The sequence below is a fragment of the Microbacterium sp. 2FI genome (genome assembly GCF_005502885.1).
Lineage (GTDB): Bacteria > Actinomycetota > Actinomycetes > Actinomycetales > Microbacteriaceae > Microbacterium.
This window is the reverse complement of sequence record NZ_SCMR01000005.1, coordinates 1-14,294: the sequence shown is the minus strand read 5'-3', so window position 1 is coordinate 14,294 and position 14,294 is coordinate 1. Positions and strand designations below refer to the sequence as shown.

General features: G+C 70.5%; 14 protein-coding genes and 1 riboswitch. Of the genes, 2 read left to right on the top strand and 12 right to left on the bottom strand.

Annotated features, from left to right (window positions below; all coding sequences use genetic code 11):
- Positions 1–43 precede the first annotated feature (43 nt).
- From FFS15_RS18950 to FFS15_RS06275, 3 genes are all read right to left on the bottom strand, one after another.
- Complete coding sequence (locus FFS15_RS18950; protein WP_137844165.1) at positions 44–2,032, bottom strand: sigma-70 family RNA polymerase sigma factor; 1,989 nt, start codon at positions 2,030–2,032, stop codon at positions 44–46.
- A 318-nt stretch (positions 2,033–2,350) separates the two neighbouring features.
- Positions 2,351–3,484 (bottom strand): N-acetylglucosamine-6-phosphate deacetylase, encoded by a 1,134-nt coding sequence (nagA, locus tag FFS15_RS06280; protein ID WP_137844164.1) that lies wholly within the window; start codon positions 3,482–3,484, stop codon positions 2,351–2,353.
- The gene (locus tag FFS15_RS06275) at positions 3,481–4,995 is read right to left on the bottom strand and encodes a beta-N-acetylhexosaminidase (RefSeq protein WP_137844163.1); all 1,515 of its coding nucleotides are present in this window, start codon (positions 4,993–4,995) and stop codon (positions 3,481–3,483) included. Before FFS15_RS06275 ends, nagA begins: the two co-directional genes overlap by 4 nt.
- Before the next feature lie 91 nt (positions 4,996–5,086).
- Positions 5,087–5,170, top strand: a riboswitch (ZMP/ZTP riboswitch).
- Between the two features lie 35 nt (positions 5,171–5,205).
- Between FFS15_RS06275 and glyA the strand changes: the two genes are divergently transcribed.
- Both glyA and FFS15_RS06265 read left to right on the top strand, forming a co-directional pair.
- Positions 5,206–6,480 carry a serine hydroxymethyltransferase gene (gene glyA, locus FFS15_RS06270; protein ID WP_137844162.1) on the top strand — a complete coding sequence of 425 codons (1,275 nt, stop codon included), beginning with the start codon at positions 5,206–5,208 and terminating at the stop codon, positions 6,478–6,480.
- 2 nt (positions 6,481–6,482) lie between these two features.
- On the top strand, positions 6,483–7,355 hold the full coding sequence (locus tag FFS15_RS06265) for a bifunctional methylenetetrahydrofolate dehydrogenase/methenyltetrahydrofolate cyclohydrolase (RefSeq protein ID WP_137844161.1): 873 nt from the start codon (positions 6,483–6,485) through the stop codon (positions 7,353–7,355).
- A 4-nt stretch (positions 7,356–7,359) separates the two neighbouring features.
- Here the strand turns inward: FFS15_RS06265 and FFS15_RS06260 are convergent, their stop codons facing one another.
- From FFS15_RS06260 to FFS15_RS06220, 9 genes are all read right to left on the bottom strand, one after another.
- On the bottom strand, positions 7,360–8,010 hold the full coding sequence (locus tag FFS15_RS06260; protein WP_137844160.1) for an NAD(P)H-dependent oxidoreductase: 651 nt from the start codon (positions 8,008–8,010) through the stop codon (positions 7,360–7,362).
- Complete coding sequence (locus FFS15_RS06255; protein WP_137844159.1) at positions 8,007–8,447, bottom strand: MarR family transcriptional regulator; 441 nt, start codon at positions 8,445–8,447, stop codon at positions 8,007–8,009. The genes FFS15_RS06260 and FFS15_RS06255 overlap by 4 nt, the downstream gene beginning before the upstream one ends.
- Before the next feature lie 48 nt (positions 8,448–8,495).
- Complete coding sequence (locus tag FFS15_RS06250; protein ID WP_137844158.1) at positions 8,496–9,239, bottom strand: amino acid ABC transporter ATP-binding protein; 744 nt, start codon at positions 9,237–9,239, stop codon at positions 8,496–8,498.
- Positions 9,236–10,126 carry an amino acid ABC transporter permease gene (locus FFS15_RS06245; protein WP_137844157.1) on the bottom strand — a complete coding sequence of 297 codons (891 nt, stop codon included), beginning with the start codon at positions 10,124–10,126 and terminating at the stop codon, positions 9,236–9,238. Before FFS15_RS06245 ends, FFS15_RS06250 begins: the two co-directional genes overlap by 4 nt.
- Before the next feature lie 25 nt (positions 10,127–10,151).
- On the bottom strand, positions 10,152–11,009 hold the full coding sequence (locus FFS15_RS06240) for an ABC transporter substrate-binding protein (protein ID WP_137844156.1): 858 nt from the start codon (positions 11,007–11,009) through the stop codon (positions 10,152–10,154).
- Positions 11,010–11,140: 131 nt separating this feature from the next.
- Positions 11,141–11,692, bottom strand: a complete 552-nt coding sequence (locus FFS15_RS06235) for a hypothetical protein (RefSeq protein ID WP_137844155.1) — start codon at positions 11,690–11,692, stop codon at positions 11,141–11,143.
- Positions 11,693–11,731: 39 nt separating this feature from the next.
- The gene (locus tag FFS15_RS06230; protein WP_137844154.1) at positions 11,732–12,529 is read right to left on the bottom strand and encodes a transglutaminase-like domain-containing protein; all 798 of its coding nucleotides are present in this window, start codon (positions 12,527–12,529) and stop codon (positions 11,732–11,734) included.
- 76 nt (positions 12,530–12,605) lie between these two features.
- Complete coding sequence (locus tag FFS15_RS06225) at positions 12,606–13,415, bottom strand: HpcH/HpaI aldolase/citrate lyase family protein (RefSeq protein WP_137844153.1); 810 nt, start codon at positions 13,413–13,415, stop codon at positions 12,606–12,608.
- Positions 13,400–14,185 carry a fumarylacetoacetate hydrolase family protein gene (locus FFS15_RS06220; RefSeq protein WP_137844152.1) on the bottom strand — a complete coding sequence of 262 codons (786 nt, stop codon included), beginning with the start codon at positions 14,183–14,185 and terminating at the stop codon, positions 13,400–13,402. The genes FFS15_RS06225 and FFS15_RS06220 overlap by 16 nt, the downstream gene beginning before the upstream one ends.
- Positions 14,186–14,294 lie beyond the last annotated feature (109 nt).

The window sequence follows — 14,294 nt, the reverse complement described above, 5'->3', positions numbered from 1 at the left end:
GGGGTCGCCCCAGACGGCGGTGGCATCGCGTCCGCGGGGAGTCTCAGCGCAGGGTCGAGAGCTTCGCGTAAGCCGGGTTGCCGGAGTGGGGGCCGTTCACATACCGCACTTCGACGCGCTGATCCGTCCGGACCTCGAGGGCGTCGACCGCGACGGCGAGTACGGCAGAGCCCGTCTCGTCGATCGTCTGCGTGGCGCGCACCGCGCCCCGCAGGCGAGCCTGGACGATGGCGCCGGGCTCACCGGTGATCGTCATGGTCACCACAGTCTCTCCTTCGGCGACTCCGGCCGCAGAAGATCCGCCGACGATTGCGGGAACGCCGTCCGGCAGAGTGCGTTTGCGCTCCTGACCCGTGCCCGCGGCGTTGCCCTGGACGGCGCCGCCACTCTGACCGGCGTCGGCCGGCTTGTTGCCGAGCCCGGCGTCGGCGGGCTTGTTGCCGGGCTTCGGTGTCGCGGGCTTGGGTGTCGCCGGCTTGGCGGGAGTGGCGGGCTCTGCGGGCGTTGCGGGCGTCGCCGGGGTGGCAGGCGTCGCCGGCGTGGCCGGAGCAGCCGGCTCGGTCGGGGCGGGCTCCGCTGGGGCAACCGGCGTCGCCGGGGAAGCGGGTTCCGCCGGGGTGGCGGGCGCGGCCGGCGTCGCGGGCGTCGCCCCCTGCGATGTCGGCGCACCGGTCTCGACGGCGGCAGGAGGCGCGGTCTCGGGTGCCGCGGGCGTGACAGGCGTGGCCGGCGGGACTTCGCCGACGGCATCCGTCGCGTCCTCCTCGCCGCCGATCGCGACATCGGCAGGCGCGCGGTCGGGAGCCTCGATGACGATGGCGGGTCTGGTCTGCGGGGTGATCGCATCGGCGGCGGAGATACCGGGGATTCCGATGGCGGCGGCGACCACCGTGGTCACCATGACGGCGCCGACGCTGATCGCGCCGGCAACGGCGCCCACTCCAGAGAGGATGCCGCCGGCAGCGGCTGCCGTCGCGGCCGTCCCCGCGCCGACCGCGGCGACTCCGGTGGCTCCTGCCCCTGCGGCCGCCGCGGTCGCCGCGGCACCCGCGCTCACGGTGCCCGCCGCCCCGGCGGTTCCGGCCGTGCCGAGGCCGGCCGCGCCGACCGACGAGAATCCGCCCGCGCCGACCCCGAAGGCTGCGGGGGCGAGCGGAATAACCGTGACGGCGCCCTGCATGACCGCGGACGGCATCGCCGCGAGGGCGATGGTCGGCACGGCGCCGGCCTGCAGGGTGGCGAGGTAGCCGGCGGTGCCGGTCGCGCCGACCGCGAGCGGCAGCAGCACGAGCGCCAGGCGACCCGACACCTCCTTCGCCTCGCTGGCTACGATCGCGCAGCGGACGCACGACGCGAGGTGATCCTCGACCTTGGCGCGGTCGCGCTGGCCGATGTTGTGGCGGGCGTAGGCGCCGAGACGCTCGATGGACCATTGGCAGGGCGATCCGTCGACGACCGACTTCAAGTGCGCCTGGATCCAGGCTTCACGCAGGCCCTCGCGTGCGCGGAACGTGAGCTGCGCGACTGCGGTCGCCTTCATGCCGAGCAGAGGCGCGATCTCAGCCGGCTTCATTCCCTCGATCTCGGAGTACCAGAGCACCTCCTGCCACCGCGTGGGCAGACTTCGGAAGGCCTGGTGGGTGAGGCTTCGATCCAGCGCCTCGCTCGTCGCCTGCTCAGTCGTGGCAGGATCCTCCACCGTGTCGAGCGCCTCGACCGCGGTCTCGCGCCGAGCGCGGCCCCAGCCGGCGGCGGTGTTGCGGATGCTGGTGAACAGGTAGGCGCGGAACGACCCGGTCGGACCACCGCCGGTGCGGATGGCCTGGTAGATGCGGGTGTAGGCCTCCTGCACGAGGTCGTCGGCATCCAGGCTTGTCGAGACGTTCCGTGCGACGGTCATGCCGCTTCGGTAGTGGCGCCGCCACAGTTCGCCGTACGCATCGGGGTCGCCCGAACGAGTGCGCAGGACGAGATCGGCGTCGCCGAGGTCGGCGACGGCATCGACATGCGTCTCGTCGTGGTGCATCGTCATCGGCTCTCCGCCACTGCGGTGTGTCGTTCAGGGTCTCGGGCCGAACGGATCGGCGCCGAGGCGGGCCTGACCATTCTCGCCGCTCGCGCGCCTTTCCGCCAGGTTCTCGCGTGGTTCCGGGATCCGACGAGAAATTCTCGACGACTCGCGTAATGGATCAGTCTCCGGAGCATCTCTTGGGGCAGGAGACACTGTCCGCCCCGTGCTGGGGGCATGAGCGGACATCGGGTCGTGGCGATCGCCGATCGACCCGGCGGTGGGGCTTGGAGGGAACTCGGGGGAGGGACCTCCAGCCCCACCCTCTCCGATCCAGGGTCTTCAGACCCCGTCGACCCACACGCGCCGGACGCGCAGAGCGTCGTCGAGCAGCACGGCGTCTGCGATCGCGCCCACGGCCAGCGTGCCGAGGTCGCCGCGACCGACGGCGCGCGCAGGCGTCGCCGTGACTGCTCGAATCGCAGCGTCGACAGCGACGCCGGCCTCGACGACGCACCGCAGTGCGGCATCCTGCGTCAGCGTCGAACCGGCGATCGCGCCGCCGTCGTCGAGGCGGGCGACGCCGTCGGCGACGGTGACGCGGAGTCCGCCGAGGACGTAGGCGCCGTCGCCGGCGCCCGCTGCCGCCATCGCGTCGGTCACGAGCGCGATGCGATCTGGTGCCGCGTCGAACGCGATCGCGATGAGGTCCGGGTCGACGTGGGTGCCGTCGGCGATGATCTCGAGGGTCACGCGTGGATCTCGCAGCGCCGCGACGACAGGTCCCGGCGCGCGGTGATGGATGCCGGGCATCGCGTTGAACGCGTGCGTGAGCAGCGTCGCGCCGGCGTCGAAGGCCCGGCGTGCGGTGTCGGCATCGGCATCCGTGTGTCCGACCGCGACCACGACGCCGGCGTGGACGAACCGCGCGATCGCGGCATCGGCGCCCGGGATCTCGGGGGCGATCGTCACCTGCCGGATCGTGCCGCGTCCGGCTTCGAGGAGTCGGTCGACGGATGCCGCGTCGGGCGCCCGCAGAAGCGCCGCAGTGTGCGCGCCCTTGTGCCCCGGGTCGAGGAAGGGGCCCTCGAGATGCGAGCCGAGGATGGTCGGGTCGGTCGCGGCGAGGTCGGCGACCATCGACGCGCGCGCGACCATGTCGTCGATCGACGCGGTGACGAGCGAGATGACGGCGCGCGTCGTGCCGTGGGCACGGTGGAGGTCTCGGGCCGCGCGGATCGCGACGGGACCGTCGTCGAAGCTCGCGCCGCCGCCGCCGTGGCCGTGGATGTCGATGAACCCGGGCGAGAGCCATCCGCCCTGTCCGTCGACGATCGCGTCGGCACTCTGCTGGTGCCAGTCCGTCCCCGAGCCGATCGCGCTCACGCGGCCGTCGTCGAAGCGCACCCACGCGTCGTTCCCGCTCGCGGCGGTTTCGGCGCCGACGAGACGCGCCGAGTGGACGATCGTGCTCACTCGGCGACCCACGGGATCTCGTCGGAGGCGTGGAAGCGGATGCCGAGGCTCGCCCAGAGCGGACCCTGGGCGCCGACGCGCTCGCGGAACGACGCCCACGTGCGCAGGTCGCTCGCTCCGGTGGCCGGTGACCATCCCGCCTCGGCCGCGGCCGCGATGCGCGGGAAGGTCATCTCGTCGATGTCGTCGAGGGCGCGGATCGTCTCGGTCCACAGTGGCGCCTCGACGCCGAGGATGTCGGTGTCGTCGATGCCCGCGATGACGTCGGACGGCTCCCATGAGTACGCGCGCGCGACGCTCGTCGGCCCGTTCGCCCAAACGAGGCCGAGCGGTGAGTCTGCGGAGTGCTTCATGTCGAGGTAGATCGCGTCTGCGGGCGAGAGGATCAGCTGTGCACCGTTGCGGACGAACGCGCGCGCACGGTCGTCCATGCCGTCGGTCGGGGTGACGAAGCCCCAGTACTGGCCGATCGTGGTGTCGGCGAGCCCGGCGGCGGCTCCGGCCTCGTGCCACGCGACCGGGGTCTTGCCGAGGTCGGCGATGATGTCGCTCGCACGAGCGACGAACTGGGCGAAGTCCTCGGGGGCGGTGCCGAGCGCCTCATCGCCGCCGAGATGCAGGTACGGGCCGGGGGTCATGCCGGCGAGCTCGCCGAACACGTCGGCGACGAATTCGTAGGTCGCCTCATCGTGGATCCGTAGTGACGAGAACCCCACCGCGATGCCGTCGTACGCGACGCCGGTGACCGGCAGGTCGCCGCCGTACACCCGCACCGTCTCGTGGATGTGCTCGCTGAGCACGGGCTCCTCGACGAGGGCCGGGTAGGCGAGGCCGACGGCGTGGGTGTGGCCGGGCATGTCGATCTCGGGAACCACGATCATGTGGCGGGATGCCGCATACGCGACGATCTCGCGGTAGTCGGCCTTCGAGTAGAAGCCGCCGGGATCGCCGCCGACCGAGGTCGCCGAGGCGGCGGCGGTCAGTTCGGGCCGCGAATCGAGATGGAGGCGCCACCCCTGGTCGTCGGTGAGGTGCAGGTGCAGCGCGTTGAACTTGAGGGTCGCCGCGCGGTCGATGTAGGCCTCGACGGTCTTCACCGGGTGGAAGTGCCGCGCGACGTCGAGCATGACGCCGCGGTACGCGAAGCGGGGGGAGTCCTCGATCGTGACGGCGGGGACCACCCATCCGTCGTCGCCGCGGGCCACGAGCTGGCCGAGCGTCTGCACGCCGTAGAAGAGGCCCGCTGCATCAGCGCCGATGACGACTACGGAGTCGGCATCAGTCGTCAGTCGATACGACTCGGCGGCGCCGCCGGGCTCGACCTGCAGGGTCACCGTGGCGGGACCGCCGTCGGCGCCGAGAGCGAGTCCGGTGCGGGCCTCGAGGATCGCCGAGAGCGCGGCCGCGGCATCCGTCTCGCCCTCGATCCTCACGTCGGAGGTGAGGTGGAAGGGCGCGTCGCCCGACGCGTCGATGGACGCGACAGCGGGCACGAGGGCGGGGAGCGGCACGGCGCCTCCTTGTAAAGAGTCCTAACAAAAGGCTGACGTCAGCCTAGCAGGACGTCATCGGCGAGGTCGAGGCGTGTGGCATCGGTTATGCTCGGACGGTCGCGACTGGCGTTGAGGTGGACCACCACCGGGGAGCGATCGACACGGCATTCGACCGCGCGCCTGGGCCGATGCGGATTCCCGTTTGCCGTCATACGTCAGGAGCCAGTCATGACCGATCAGTTCTTCAACGCCCCGCTCGCCGAAGTCGATCCCGAGATCGCACAGGTGCTCGAGCGCGAGCTCGACCGCCAGCGCGGCTATCTCGAGATGATCGCGTCCGAGAACTTCGTGCCCGTCTCGATCCTGCAGTCGCAGGGTTCGGTGCTCACCAACAAGTACGCCGAGGGCTACCCGGGCCGCCGCTACTACGGCGGCTGCGAAGAGGTCGACGTCGCCGAAGAGCTCGCCATCGCGAGGGCGAAGTCGCTGTTCGGCGCCGAGTTCGCGAACGTCCAGCCTCACTCGGGCGCGACCGCGAACGCTGCGGTCCTTCACGCCATCGCCCGCCCCGGCGACACGCTGCTCGGTCTCTCGCTCGACCAGGGCGGTCACCTCACCCACGGCATGAAGATCAACTTCTCGGGCCGGCTGTTCAACATCGTCGCGTACGGCGTCGACCCCGAGACCTCGATCATCGACATGGACGAGGTGCGCCGCCTCGCGATCGAGCACCAGCCCAAGGTCATCATCGCCGGCTGGTCGGCATACCCGCGACAGCTCGATTTCGCCGCGTTCCGTGCGATCGCCGACGAGGTCGGAGCTCTCCTGTGGGTCGACATGGCTCACTTCGCAGGCCTTGTGGCAGCCGGCCTGCACCCGAACCCGGTTCCCCACGCGCACGTCGTCTCCTCGACCGTTCACAAGACGATCGGCGGACCCCGCTCGGGCTTCATCCTCACGAACGACCCCGACATCGCGAAGAAGATCAACAGCGCGGTGTTCCCGGGTCAGCAGGGTGGGCCGCTCATGCACGTCATCGCGGCGAAGGCGACGGCGTTCAAGCTCGCAGCGACTCCGGAGTTCCAGGAGCGCCAGCAGCGGGTGCTCAGCGGCGCGCACATCATCGCCGAGCGCCTGTCGCAGGCCGATGTCGCCGGTGCCGGCATCTCGGTCCGCTCGGGCGGCACCGACGTGCACCTCGTGCTCGTCGACCTCCGCAACGCCGAGATCGACGGCAAGCAGGCCGAAGACCTGCTGCACGAGATCCACATCACGGTGAACCGCAACGCGGTGCCGAACGACCCGCGTCCGCCGATGGTGACCTCGGGCCTGCGGATCGGAACCCCGGCGCTCGCGACCCGCGGCTTCGGCGACGCCGAGTTCACCGAGGTCGCCGACGTGATCGCGCTCGCTCTCCTCCCCGGCTCCGACGTCGAGGCGCTGCGCGCCCGCGTCGCCGCGCTGACGGCCGCGTTCCCGCTGTACCCGGGCCTGCAGCAGTAGTCATGGCGCAGATTCTGGACGGACGCGCGGCCGCGGCAGGCATCAAGGAAGAGCTGCGCGCGAGGGTCGCGGCCCTCGCGGAGCGCGGGATCACGCCCGGCATCGCGACGGTGCTCGTCGGCGCCGACCCCGCCTCGCAGCTGTACGTGGGCAGGAAGCACCGCGAGTCCGAGTCGATCGGCATGAACTCGATCCAGCGTGAGCTGCCGGAGGACGCCACGCAGGAAGACGTCGAAGCGCTGATCGACGAGCTCAACGCAGACCCGGCGTGCCACGGCTACATCGTGCAGCTGCCGCTGCCCAAGCACCTCGACACCGACGCGATCCTCGAGCGGATCGACCCGGCGAAGGATGCCGACGGCCTCCACCCGACCAACCTCGGGCGCCTGGTGCTCAACGTCAACACGCCGATCACCTCGCCCCTGCCGTGCACGCCCCGGGGCGTCATCGAGCTGCTGGACCGCAACGGATACGACCTGAACGGCAAGCACGTCGTGGTCGTCGGCCGCGGCATCACGATCGGCCGCTCGATCGGCCTGCTGCTCACGCGCCGCGAGTACAACGCGACGGTCACGCTGACCCACACGGGCACCAACGACCTCGGCCATCACCTGCGGCAGGCCGACGTCATCGTCGCGGCGGCGGGCGTCAAGCACATCGTGCGGGCAGAGGACGTCAAACCCGGCGCCGCCGTGCTCGACGTCGGCGTCACACGCGAGACCGAGCCCGAGACCGGCAAGAACCGGGTCTACGGCGACGTGCATCCCGATGTGGCAGAAGTCGCCGGTTTCCTCTCGCCGAACCCCGGCGGCGTGGGTCCGATGACGGTGGCGCTCCTCATGACGAACGTCGTCGAGGCGGCGGAGCGGCTGTAACAGCTCAGGCCGGCACGAGCGCGTCGCGCACGCGCGGCACGACGGCCTCGGCATCCGTCGCCCCGAAAGAGGCCATGCCGCCCACCCAGCGCGTGCGGTCGGCATCGGCGCGGTGGCGCACCTCCGACAGGCGCGTGACGCCGCGGACGCGGATGCCGCAGTACGTCAGCGTCGCGTTTCGGAGCTGCCGGATCGCCGCGTCGCGGTACACCCATGCGTTCCAGAAGCCGGGGGAGTCCATCGTCATGACGATGCGCGCGGTGCGTCCGGTGAGCAGCTTGTCCCAGAACCGGCCGCGCTCGCGGTAGCGGAACGCGAAGCCCGACAGGAACACGCGGTCGATCCACGCCTTCAGCACTGCGGGGTACCCACCCCACCACTGCGGGAAGAAGAACACGAGGTGGTCGGCCCACGCGACATCGGCGGTGTAGGCGGCGACCTCGTCGGCGAGGGCAGGGTCGTCGTCGGTGCGCGGGGTGCGCAGCTCGCCGCGTGAGGACGGATGCTGCGGCACGGCGTCCTGCGCGAGATCGACGATTCGCACCTCGGCCCCACCCGCGGCGGCCGCCTCAGCGTAGGACTCGGCGAGCGCGTGGTTGAGGCTATCGGGGATCGGGCTTCCGATGACGACGAGGATGCGGGCGGGCGAGGTCATGCGTGGTGCTCCTTCTGCTGGACGAGAGTGGCGAGCGCCGCAAGCTGGCGGTTCAGCCGGGGCGCGTCGATCGGATCGGCGCCGAGTGCCGGGTCGCCGACGAGCGCGGTGAACTCGGCTTCGAGAGCGCTGCCGGCGTCGCGCACGAGGGCGGCACCGCGCGGCGTGAGCGTGAGCAGGATGCTGCGCCCCACGCCCGCCTCAGAGGTGATCCAGCCGTCGGCGACGAGGGCAGGGACGCGCTTGCTGACGGCGGCCTTCGTGATGCCGAGACAGGCGGCGAGCGTCGTCATGTCGGACGGCTCGACATCTGAGAGCACGGCGAGGAAGTGGAAGTGGTTGAAGGTCACGCCGTAGCGCTCCTGCAGCACACTGTCGGCATAGGAGTCGATGGCGGCCACGACTTCGTGGAGCGTGAAGGTGAGGCGATCGGACACGCATTGAGTCAACCAGTTGACACGGCTGATGTCAACAGGTTGACTCGACTACGCGGTGAACCGCGAGAGGAACGTGCGGGTGCGCTCCTCGCGCGGGGCGCCGAATACCTCCGCGGGCGTGCCCTGCTCGAGGATGCGTCCGGCATCGAGGAACACCACGCGATCGGCGACGTCGCGTGCGAAGGCCATCTCGTGGGTCGCCATGACGATCGTCATCCCCTCATCGGCGAGTGCGCGCACGAGATCGAGCACATCGCCGACGAGTTCGGGGTCGAGCGCGGACGTGATCTCGTCGAGCAGCAGGAGATCGGGCGTGGTCGCCACAGCGCGCGCGATCGCGACACGCTGCTGCTGGCCTCCCGAGAGCCGGTCGGGATGGTCACGGGCCTTATCGGCGAGCCCGACGCGCTCCAGCAGCGCGAGGGCTGCTGAATCCGCGGTCTTGCGCGAGTACCGGTGGACGTGCCGGAGCGCGAGGGTGATGTTGTCCTTCACCGTGAGGTGGGGGAACAGGTTGTACTGCTGGAACACCACGCCGACACGAGCGCGCACGGCGTCGACGTCGGTGCGCGGATCGCTGATGTCGGCGCCGCTCAGCCAGATGCGACCGTCGTCGATCGGCTCGAGGAGGTTGACCGTGCGCAGGAGGGTGGACTTGCCCGAGCCGCTCGCGCCGATGAGCGCGACGACCTCACCGGGCGCGACCTCGAGGTCGATGCCCTGCAGCACATGGTGGTCGCCGAACGCCTTCCAGACGTCGTCGAGCCGCAGCACGGGGTTCGCGCCGGTCATACGATCCCTCCGATCTGCTCGCGAGAGCGCACGCGCGCGGTGTACCAGTCCGTGAGGCGGATCGTGGGGATCGCCAGCAGCACGAACAGCAGCCCGGCGACCACATACGGAGTGAAGTTGAAGTACGCGGCCGTCTCGATCTGCGCGGCGCGCACCGCGTCGATCGCGCCGAGCACCGATATGAGGCCGACGTCCTTCTGCAGGGCGACGAAGTCGTTCATGAGCGCCGGGGTGACCTTGCGCACCGCCTGGGGGACGACGACGAGCCGCATCGTCTGACCGTGGCTCAGCCCGAGCGAGCGGGCGGCGTGCCGCTGAGAGGGGTGCACCGCCTCGATGCCGGCCCGGAAGACCTCCGACACGTACGCCGAGTACGTCAGCGTGAGCGCGATCGTGCCCCAGAACTCGTACGGCATCCGCACCGGGATGAGCTGGAGCCCCGGAATGCCGAAGCCGACGAGGTACAGCACGATGATGAGCGGGATGCCGCGGAAGAGGTCGGTGTACCCGGCCGCGATCGCGCGCAGCGGCAGCCACACGGGACCGCGGAGCGTGCGCAGCGTCGCCAGCAGCAGGCCGAAGATCAGCACCAGGACGGCCGCCATCGCGAGGACGCGCAGATTCAGGAGGAATCCGTCCCACACGCGCGGGAGCGAGGCGAGGAACACCTCGCCGTTGAAGAACTGCTGCTGCACCCGATCCCAGCCCGGGGTGTTGAGCACGAGCACCCAGACGATCGCCGCGAGGACGAGGGTGGAGACGAGGCTGATGACGACCGAGCGAGCGCCCTGTCGCTTTCGGAACGCGCGGCGTTCGAGCTCGATGACGCTCACTTCGCGCCGCGCCCCATCGACCGCCACGGCCTCCCGGCCGGATGAGGATGTCATCCGGTCAGGCTAACGGGATGCCGGGTCACTTCAGCAGCGGAGCCTGGCCCTCGCCGCCGAGCCACTGCGCGGCCAGCTCGTCCAGCGTGCCGTCCTCGCGGAGCGCATCGACGGCGGCGGTGACCTGATCGGTGAGCGGGGAGTCCTTCGCGAGCACGAAGCCGAACTGGTCGCCGGTCGCTCCCTCCGGAGTCGGCAGCTGGCCGACCAGTACGCCATCGGTGAGCTCGACGCCCGAGATGTAGAAGGCCGTCGGCAGGTCGACGACGATCGCGTCGACCTGGCCGTTCTCGAGGGCGAGCTTGGCATCGTCGTTGGTGTTGAAGGCCTGGGCGCCCTGCGTGGGGGCGATGACCGACTCGATCGTCGTGAAGCTCGTGGTGCCGGTCTGGGCCCCGATGAGCAGGTCTTTGAGATCGGCGATCGAGGTGGCCGCGGCGGCGGGTGACGAACCCGTCGTGACGACGACCTGCGTGGTCTCGTAGTACGCCGAGCTGAAGTCGACCGACTCCTTGCGCTCGTCGGTGATCGAGAACTGCTGCAGGTTGACGTCGAAGTCCTTGGGTCCCGGCGCGATGGCTTCTTCGAAGCCGGTGCGCACCCACACGACGTCCTCGGCGGCGAAGCCGAGCTCTGCGGCGACCGCGTAGGCGACGGCGGCCTCGAACCCTTCGCCGCTCTCGGGCGCGTCGTCGATGACCCACGGGTAGTACGCCGGCTCGCCGGTGGCGACGGTGAAGACGCCGTCGGTGACCCACCCCGCGTCGGCCGGTGCATCGGATTCGCCGCCGGCCGGGGCGCCTGAGGCGCAGCCGGTGAGTGCGAGGACGGCGAGCGCCGCGCCGGCGGCGGCGATGCGGAGAGAGGGGGTGCGACGCGACATTCGAGCCTCCGGGAGTCGGGTTCGGTGCGGCACGCCGTGCTGTCGGGGGCCGCTTCATCCATCTTGGGCGCGGGACCGGGCGGACGGCCCTCGCACGTCGGAATGTTACGAGGAGCGCGGATGCTGAGGCGTCAGCCCTTGCCGAGCTCGTCAAGCATGCGCCGCTGCTCCTCGGTCAGGCCGTCGTTCAGCTCGCGTCGGGCGGAAGCCGTCTCGGGGCTCGGGATGGCGGGGGACGCGGCATCCGTCGTCGTCGCCTTGCCGCCGGTCGCCTTGTCGTAGAGCGCGGCGGTCTGGGCCTCGACCTTGTCGTCGATCGCGTCGTAGATCGCCCACCCGATGAGCAGGATGATCGGCGGCAGAACGTAGCCCCACAGGAACCCGCCGACGCTCACGCCCGAGAGCAGCACGGTGACGATCCAGACCAGGAACGCCACGGCGAACGCGACGAAGAACTCGACGAGCTTCTCACCGACCTTGGTGCGCTGACCGGCGGACTTCGCCGCCATCGAGGCGAACCACTTGTGCACGAGCGGCTTGATCCAGATCACGAGCGCGGTCAGGATGACGCCGGCCCAGAGCGCCGACCATCCCACGCGCGCGGGGGTGAAGAACCCGATCAGCAGCAGCACCACGACGTTGAACACCAGCAGCGACAGGAATCGGACAGCCCACTTCTTCATGGAATCACTGTGCCATGCCCGGTGGGCGTCGTGCGAGCGTCAGCGCAGGGTGACGAGCTGGGTCAGATCGTCGTCGGGCAGCACATCGACGACCGCGGTGACCTGCATGTCGACGAGATCGGTGCGGCCCGAGATCACGGTGAGGAACGCCGAGTCTGCGGCATCCCGTCCCGTGGCGATCCGCACGAGCGACGATCTCGGGGCGAGCGTCGTCGCATCCACGACGTGCCAGCCGTCTTCGACCCACGCCTCGGCGACCGCGTGGAAGTCCATCGGGTAGAGGCCCGGGGCGTATACCGAGACAAGTCGCGCGGGCACGTTGAGCGCGCGCAGCAGGCCGACGGTGAGGTGGGCGTAGTCGCGGCAGACGCCCTGACGGGCGAGCAGAGTGCGGGTGGCGCCGTCGGTCGGCAGGCTCGATCCGCTGACGTATGAGAGGTGGGTGCCGACCCAGGCCGACACGGCAGCGAGGAGCTCTGCGGGATCGGCGATGGTGCCGAACTCGGCGAACGCGGTCGGGCCCAGAGCGTCGGATTCGGCATAGCGGCTGGGCCGGCGGTAGGTGATCAGATCAGTCGCGCTCGCCGGCGCCGAGGCCGCCTCGCCCTGGATCGACGCCTCATAGGTCGCGACGAGGGTGCCGACGGGGCTCGAAACGCTATGGAGGCGCGTCCCGTGTGCGTCGGGAACCTCCTCGGCGGGGAGTGGCTCTCCGTCCAGCGTGAACGTGACGTTCTCGGTCGTCGGTGCGTAGTCGGCGTTCACCGCCACCGAGAAGACGAGCTCTGCGGGCTCGGTGACATTCAGTTCGATGCGGCTCGCGACGTCTCTCTTCATGTCAGACAGCGTGACACGTCATGGTGCCGGGGACGTTACCGGGCCGTGGGGGTTGACAGCGGCGCGCTGCGTCGGGTCAGTACGAGGCGCGATCCTCCGTGCCGCTCCCGCCGTCGCCGATGAAGCGGGCGGCGAGGGCTTCGGAGCCGCGGGCGAGGAGCGACACGTCGGCGCCGACGAGGGCGAACGACGCCCCGGCGGCGAGGTACCGATCTGCGAGCACCGGGTCGAACGCGTTCACGCCGACGGGCTTTCCGGCGCCACGGACGGCGTCGAAGGTGCGTCGAACGGCGGCTTCGACATCGGGATGCGTCTGCCGGCCGAGAAGCCCCATCGATGCCGCGAGATCGCTCGGGCCGACGAACACGCCGTCGACGCCGTCGACCGCGGCGATCTCGGCCGCGCCATCCACACCCGCCGCCGTTTCGATCTGCACGAACAGCGACACGTGCTCGTCGGCGCCTTCGAGGTAGCCGTCGATGCGGTTCCAGCGGGCAGAGCGCGCGAGCGCCGAGCCGACGCCCCGCCGGCCGCGCGGGGGATACCGCACGGCTTCGACGACGGCGCTCGCGTCGCCTGCCGACGACACCATCGGCACGAGGATGCTCTGCGCCCCGAGGTCGAGCACCTGCTTGATCGTGACGACGTCTCCGATAGGCACGCGCACGACCGGTGTCACGGGGTATGCCGAGACGGCGTGCAGCTGCGCGAGCACGGATTCCAGCCCGTTCGGTGCATGCTCCATGTCGATGAGCACCCAGTCCAGGCCGGACCCGGCGCAGATTTCGGCGACGAGTGGCGAGCCCGAGGTCACCCACATTCCGATGAGGGGGCGGTCGGCGGCGTCGAGGCGCGCGCGAAGTGTCGGGTTCAGATGAAGCGGCATTCGATGACTCCCATCGGTCCGTAGTCGCAGCGCACGGTGTCGCCGCGCGAGACCCACACGGGCCTCGTGAACGACCCGGCGAGGATGATCTCGCCCGGCTCGAGCCGGGCGCCGTGCTGGTGGAGCTTGTTCGCGAGCCACGCGACTCCGGTCGCCGGGTGACCGAGCACGCCGGCGGCCACCCCGGTCTCTTCGATCTCGCCGTTGCGCGAGAGGACGCCCGGCACCCATCGCAGGTCGATCTCGTCGGGGCGCCTGCGCTCGTCGCCGAGCACCATCGCGCCGTATGCCGCGTTGTCCGCGATCGTGTCGACGATCGTGCGCCCGTCGAGCTCGATGTGCGAGTTCAGGATCTCGAGCGCCGGCACGGCGACATCGATCGCGCGGAGCGCGTCGTCGAGCGTGGCGTCGGGGCCCTCGAGCGGCTCCTTCAGTACGAAGGCGAGTTCGACCTCTACCCGCACGTTCGAGAAGTGATCGACGGGGATGTCGGCGCCCGATCTGTACACGGTGTCGTCGAACATCACGCCGTAGTCGGGCTCGCTGATGCCGGTCGCCTGCTGCATGGCCTTCGAAGTGAGCCCGATCTTGCGCCCGACCAGCCGGCGTCCGGCGGCGATGTTGGCGTCCCGCCACACGGCCTGGATGGCGTACGAGTCCTCGACGGTCGCAGCGGGATACCGAGCCGTGATCCGCGGGATCACGCCGTGCGTGCGGTCGGCTACGGCGAGCTCCCGCGCGATCGCGGCGATGTCGTCGGGTGTCAGCATCCGTCTCTCCTCTGCGATCCGCTTACGGACGAGACACGCTGCGCCGAGCGGGCGAACACGCGGCGTGTCCCGTCCGTAAACGGCTGGGGGCCGGGTCGGGGGCAGGGGC

Excerpts from the sequence above, each read along its gene's own strand:
- FFS15_RS06235 (WP_137844155.1), bottom strand. The coding sequence starts at position 11,692 with ATGAAGAAGTGGGCTGTCCGATTCCTGTCGCTGCTGGTGTTCAACGTC.
- glyA (WP_137844162.1), top strand. The coding sequence starts at position 5,206 with ATGACCGATCAGTTCTTCAACGCCCCGCTCGCCGAAGTCGATCCCGAG.
- FFS15_RS06225 (WP_137844153.1), bottom strand. The coding sequence starts at position 13,415 with ATGCCGCTTCATCTGAACCCGACACTTCGCGCGCGCCTCGACGCCGCC.
- FFS15_RS06250 (WP_137844158.1), bottom strand. The coding sequence starts at position 9,239 with ATGACCGGCGCGAACCCCGTGCTGCGGCTCGACGACGTCTGGAAGGCG.
- FFS15_RS06220 (WP_137844152.1), bottom strand. The coding sequence starts at position 14,185 with ATGCTGACACCCGACGACATCGCCGCGATCGCGCGGGAGCTCGCCGTA.
- FFS15_RS06230 (WP_137844154.1), bottom strand. The coding sequence starts at position 12,529 with ATGAAGAGAGACGTCGCGAGCCGCATCGAACTGAATGTCACCGAGCCC.
- FFS15_RS06260 (WP_137844160.1), bottom strand. The coding sequence starts at position 8,010 with ATGACCTCGCCCGCCCGCATCCTCGTCGTCATCGGAAGCCCGATCCCC.
- FFS15_RS06265 (WP_137844161.1), top strand. The coding sequence starts at position 6,483 with ATGGCGCAGATTCTGGACGGACGCGCGGCCGCGGCAGGCATCAAGGAA.
- FFS15_RS06240 (WP_137844156.1), bottom strand. The coding sequence starts at position 11,009 with ATGTCGCGTCGCACCCCCTCTCTCCGCATCGCCGCCGCCGGCGCGGCG.
- FFS15_RS06245 (WP_137844157.1), bottom strand. The coding sequence starts at position 10,126 with ATGACATCCTCATCCGGCCGGGAGGCCGTGGCGGTCGATGGGGCGCGG.
- FFS15_RS18950 (WP_137844165.1), bottom strand. The coding sequence starts at position 2,032 with ATGACGATGCACCACGACGAGACGCATGTCGATGCCGTCGCCGACCTC.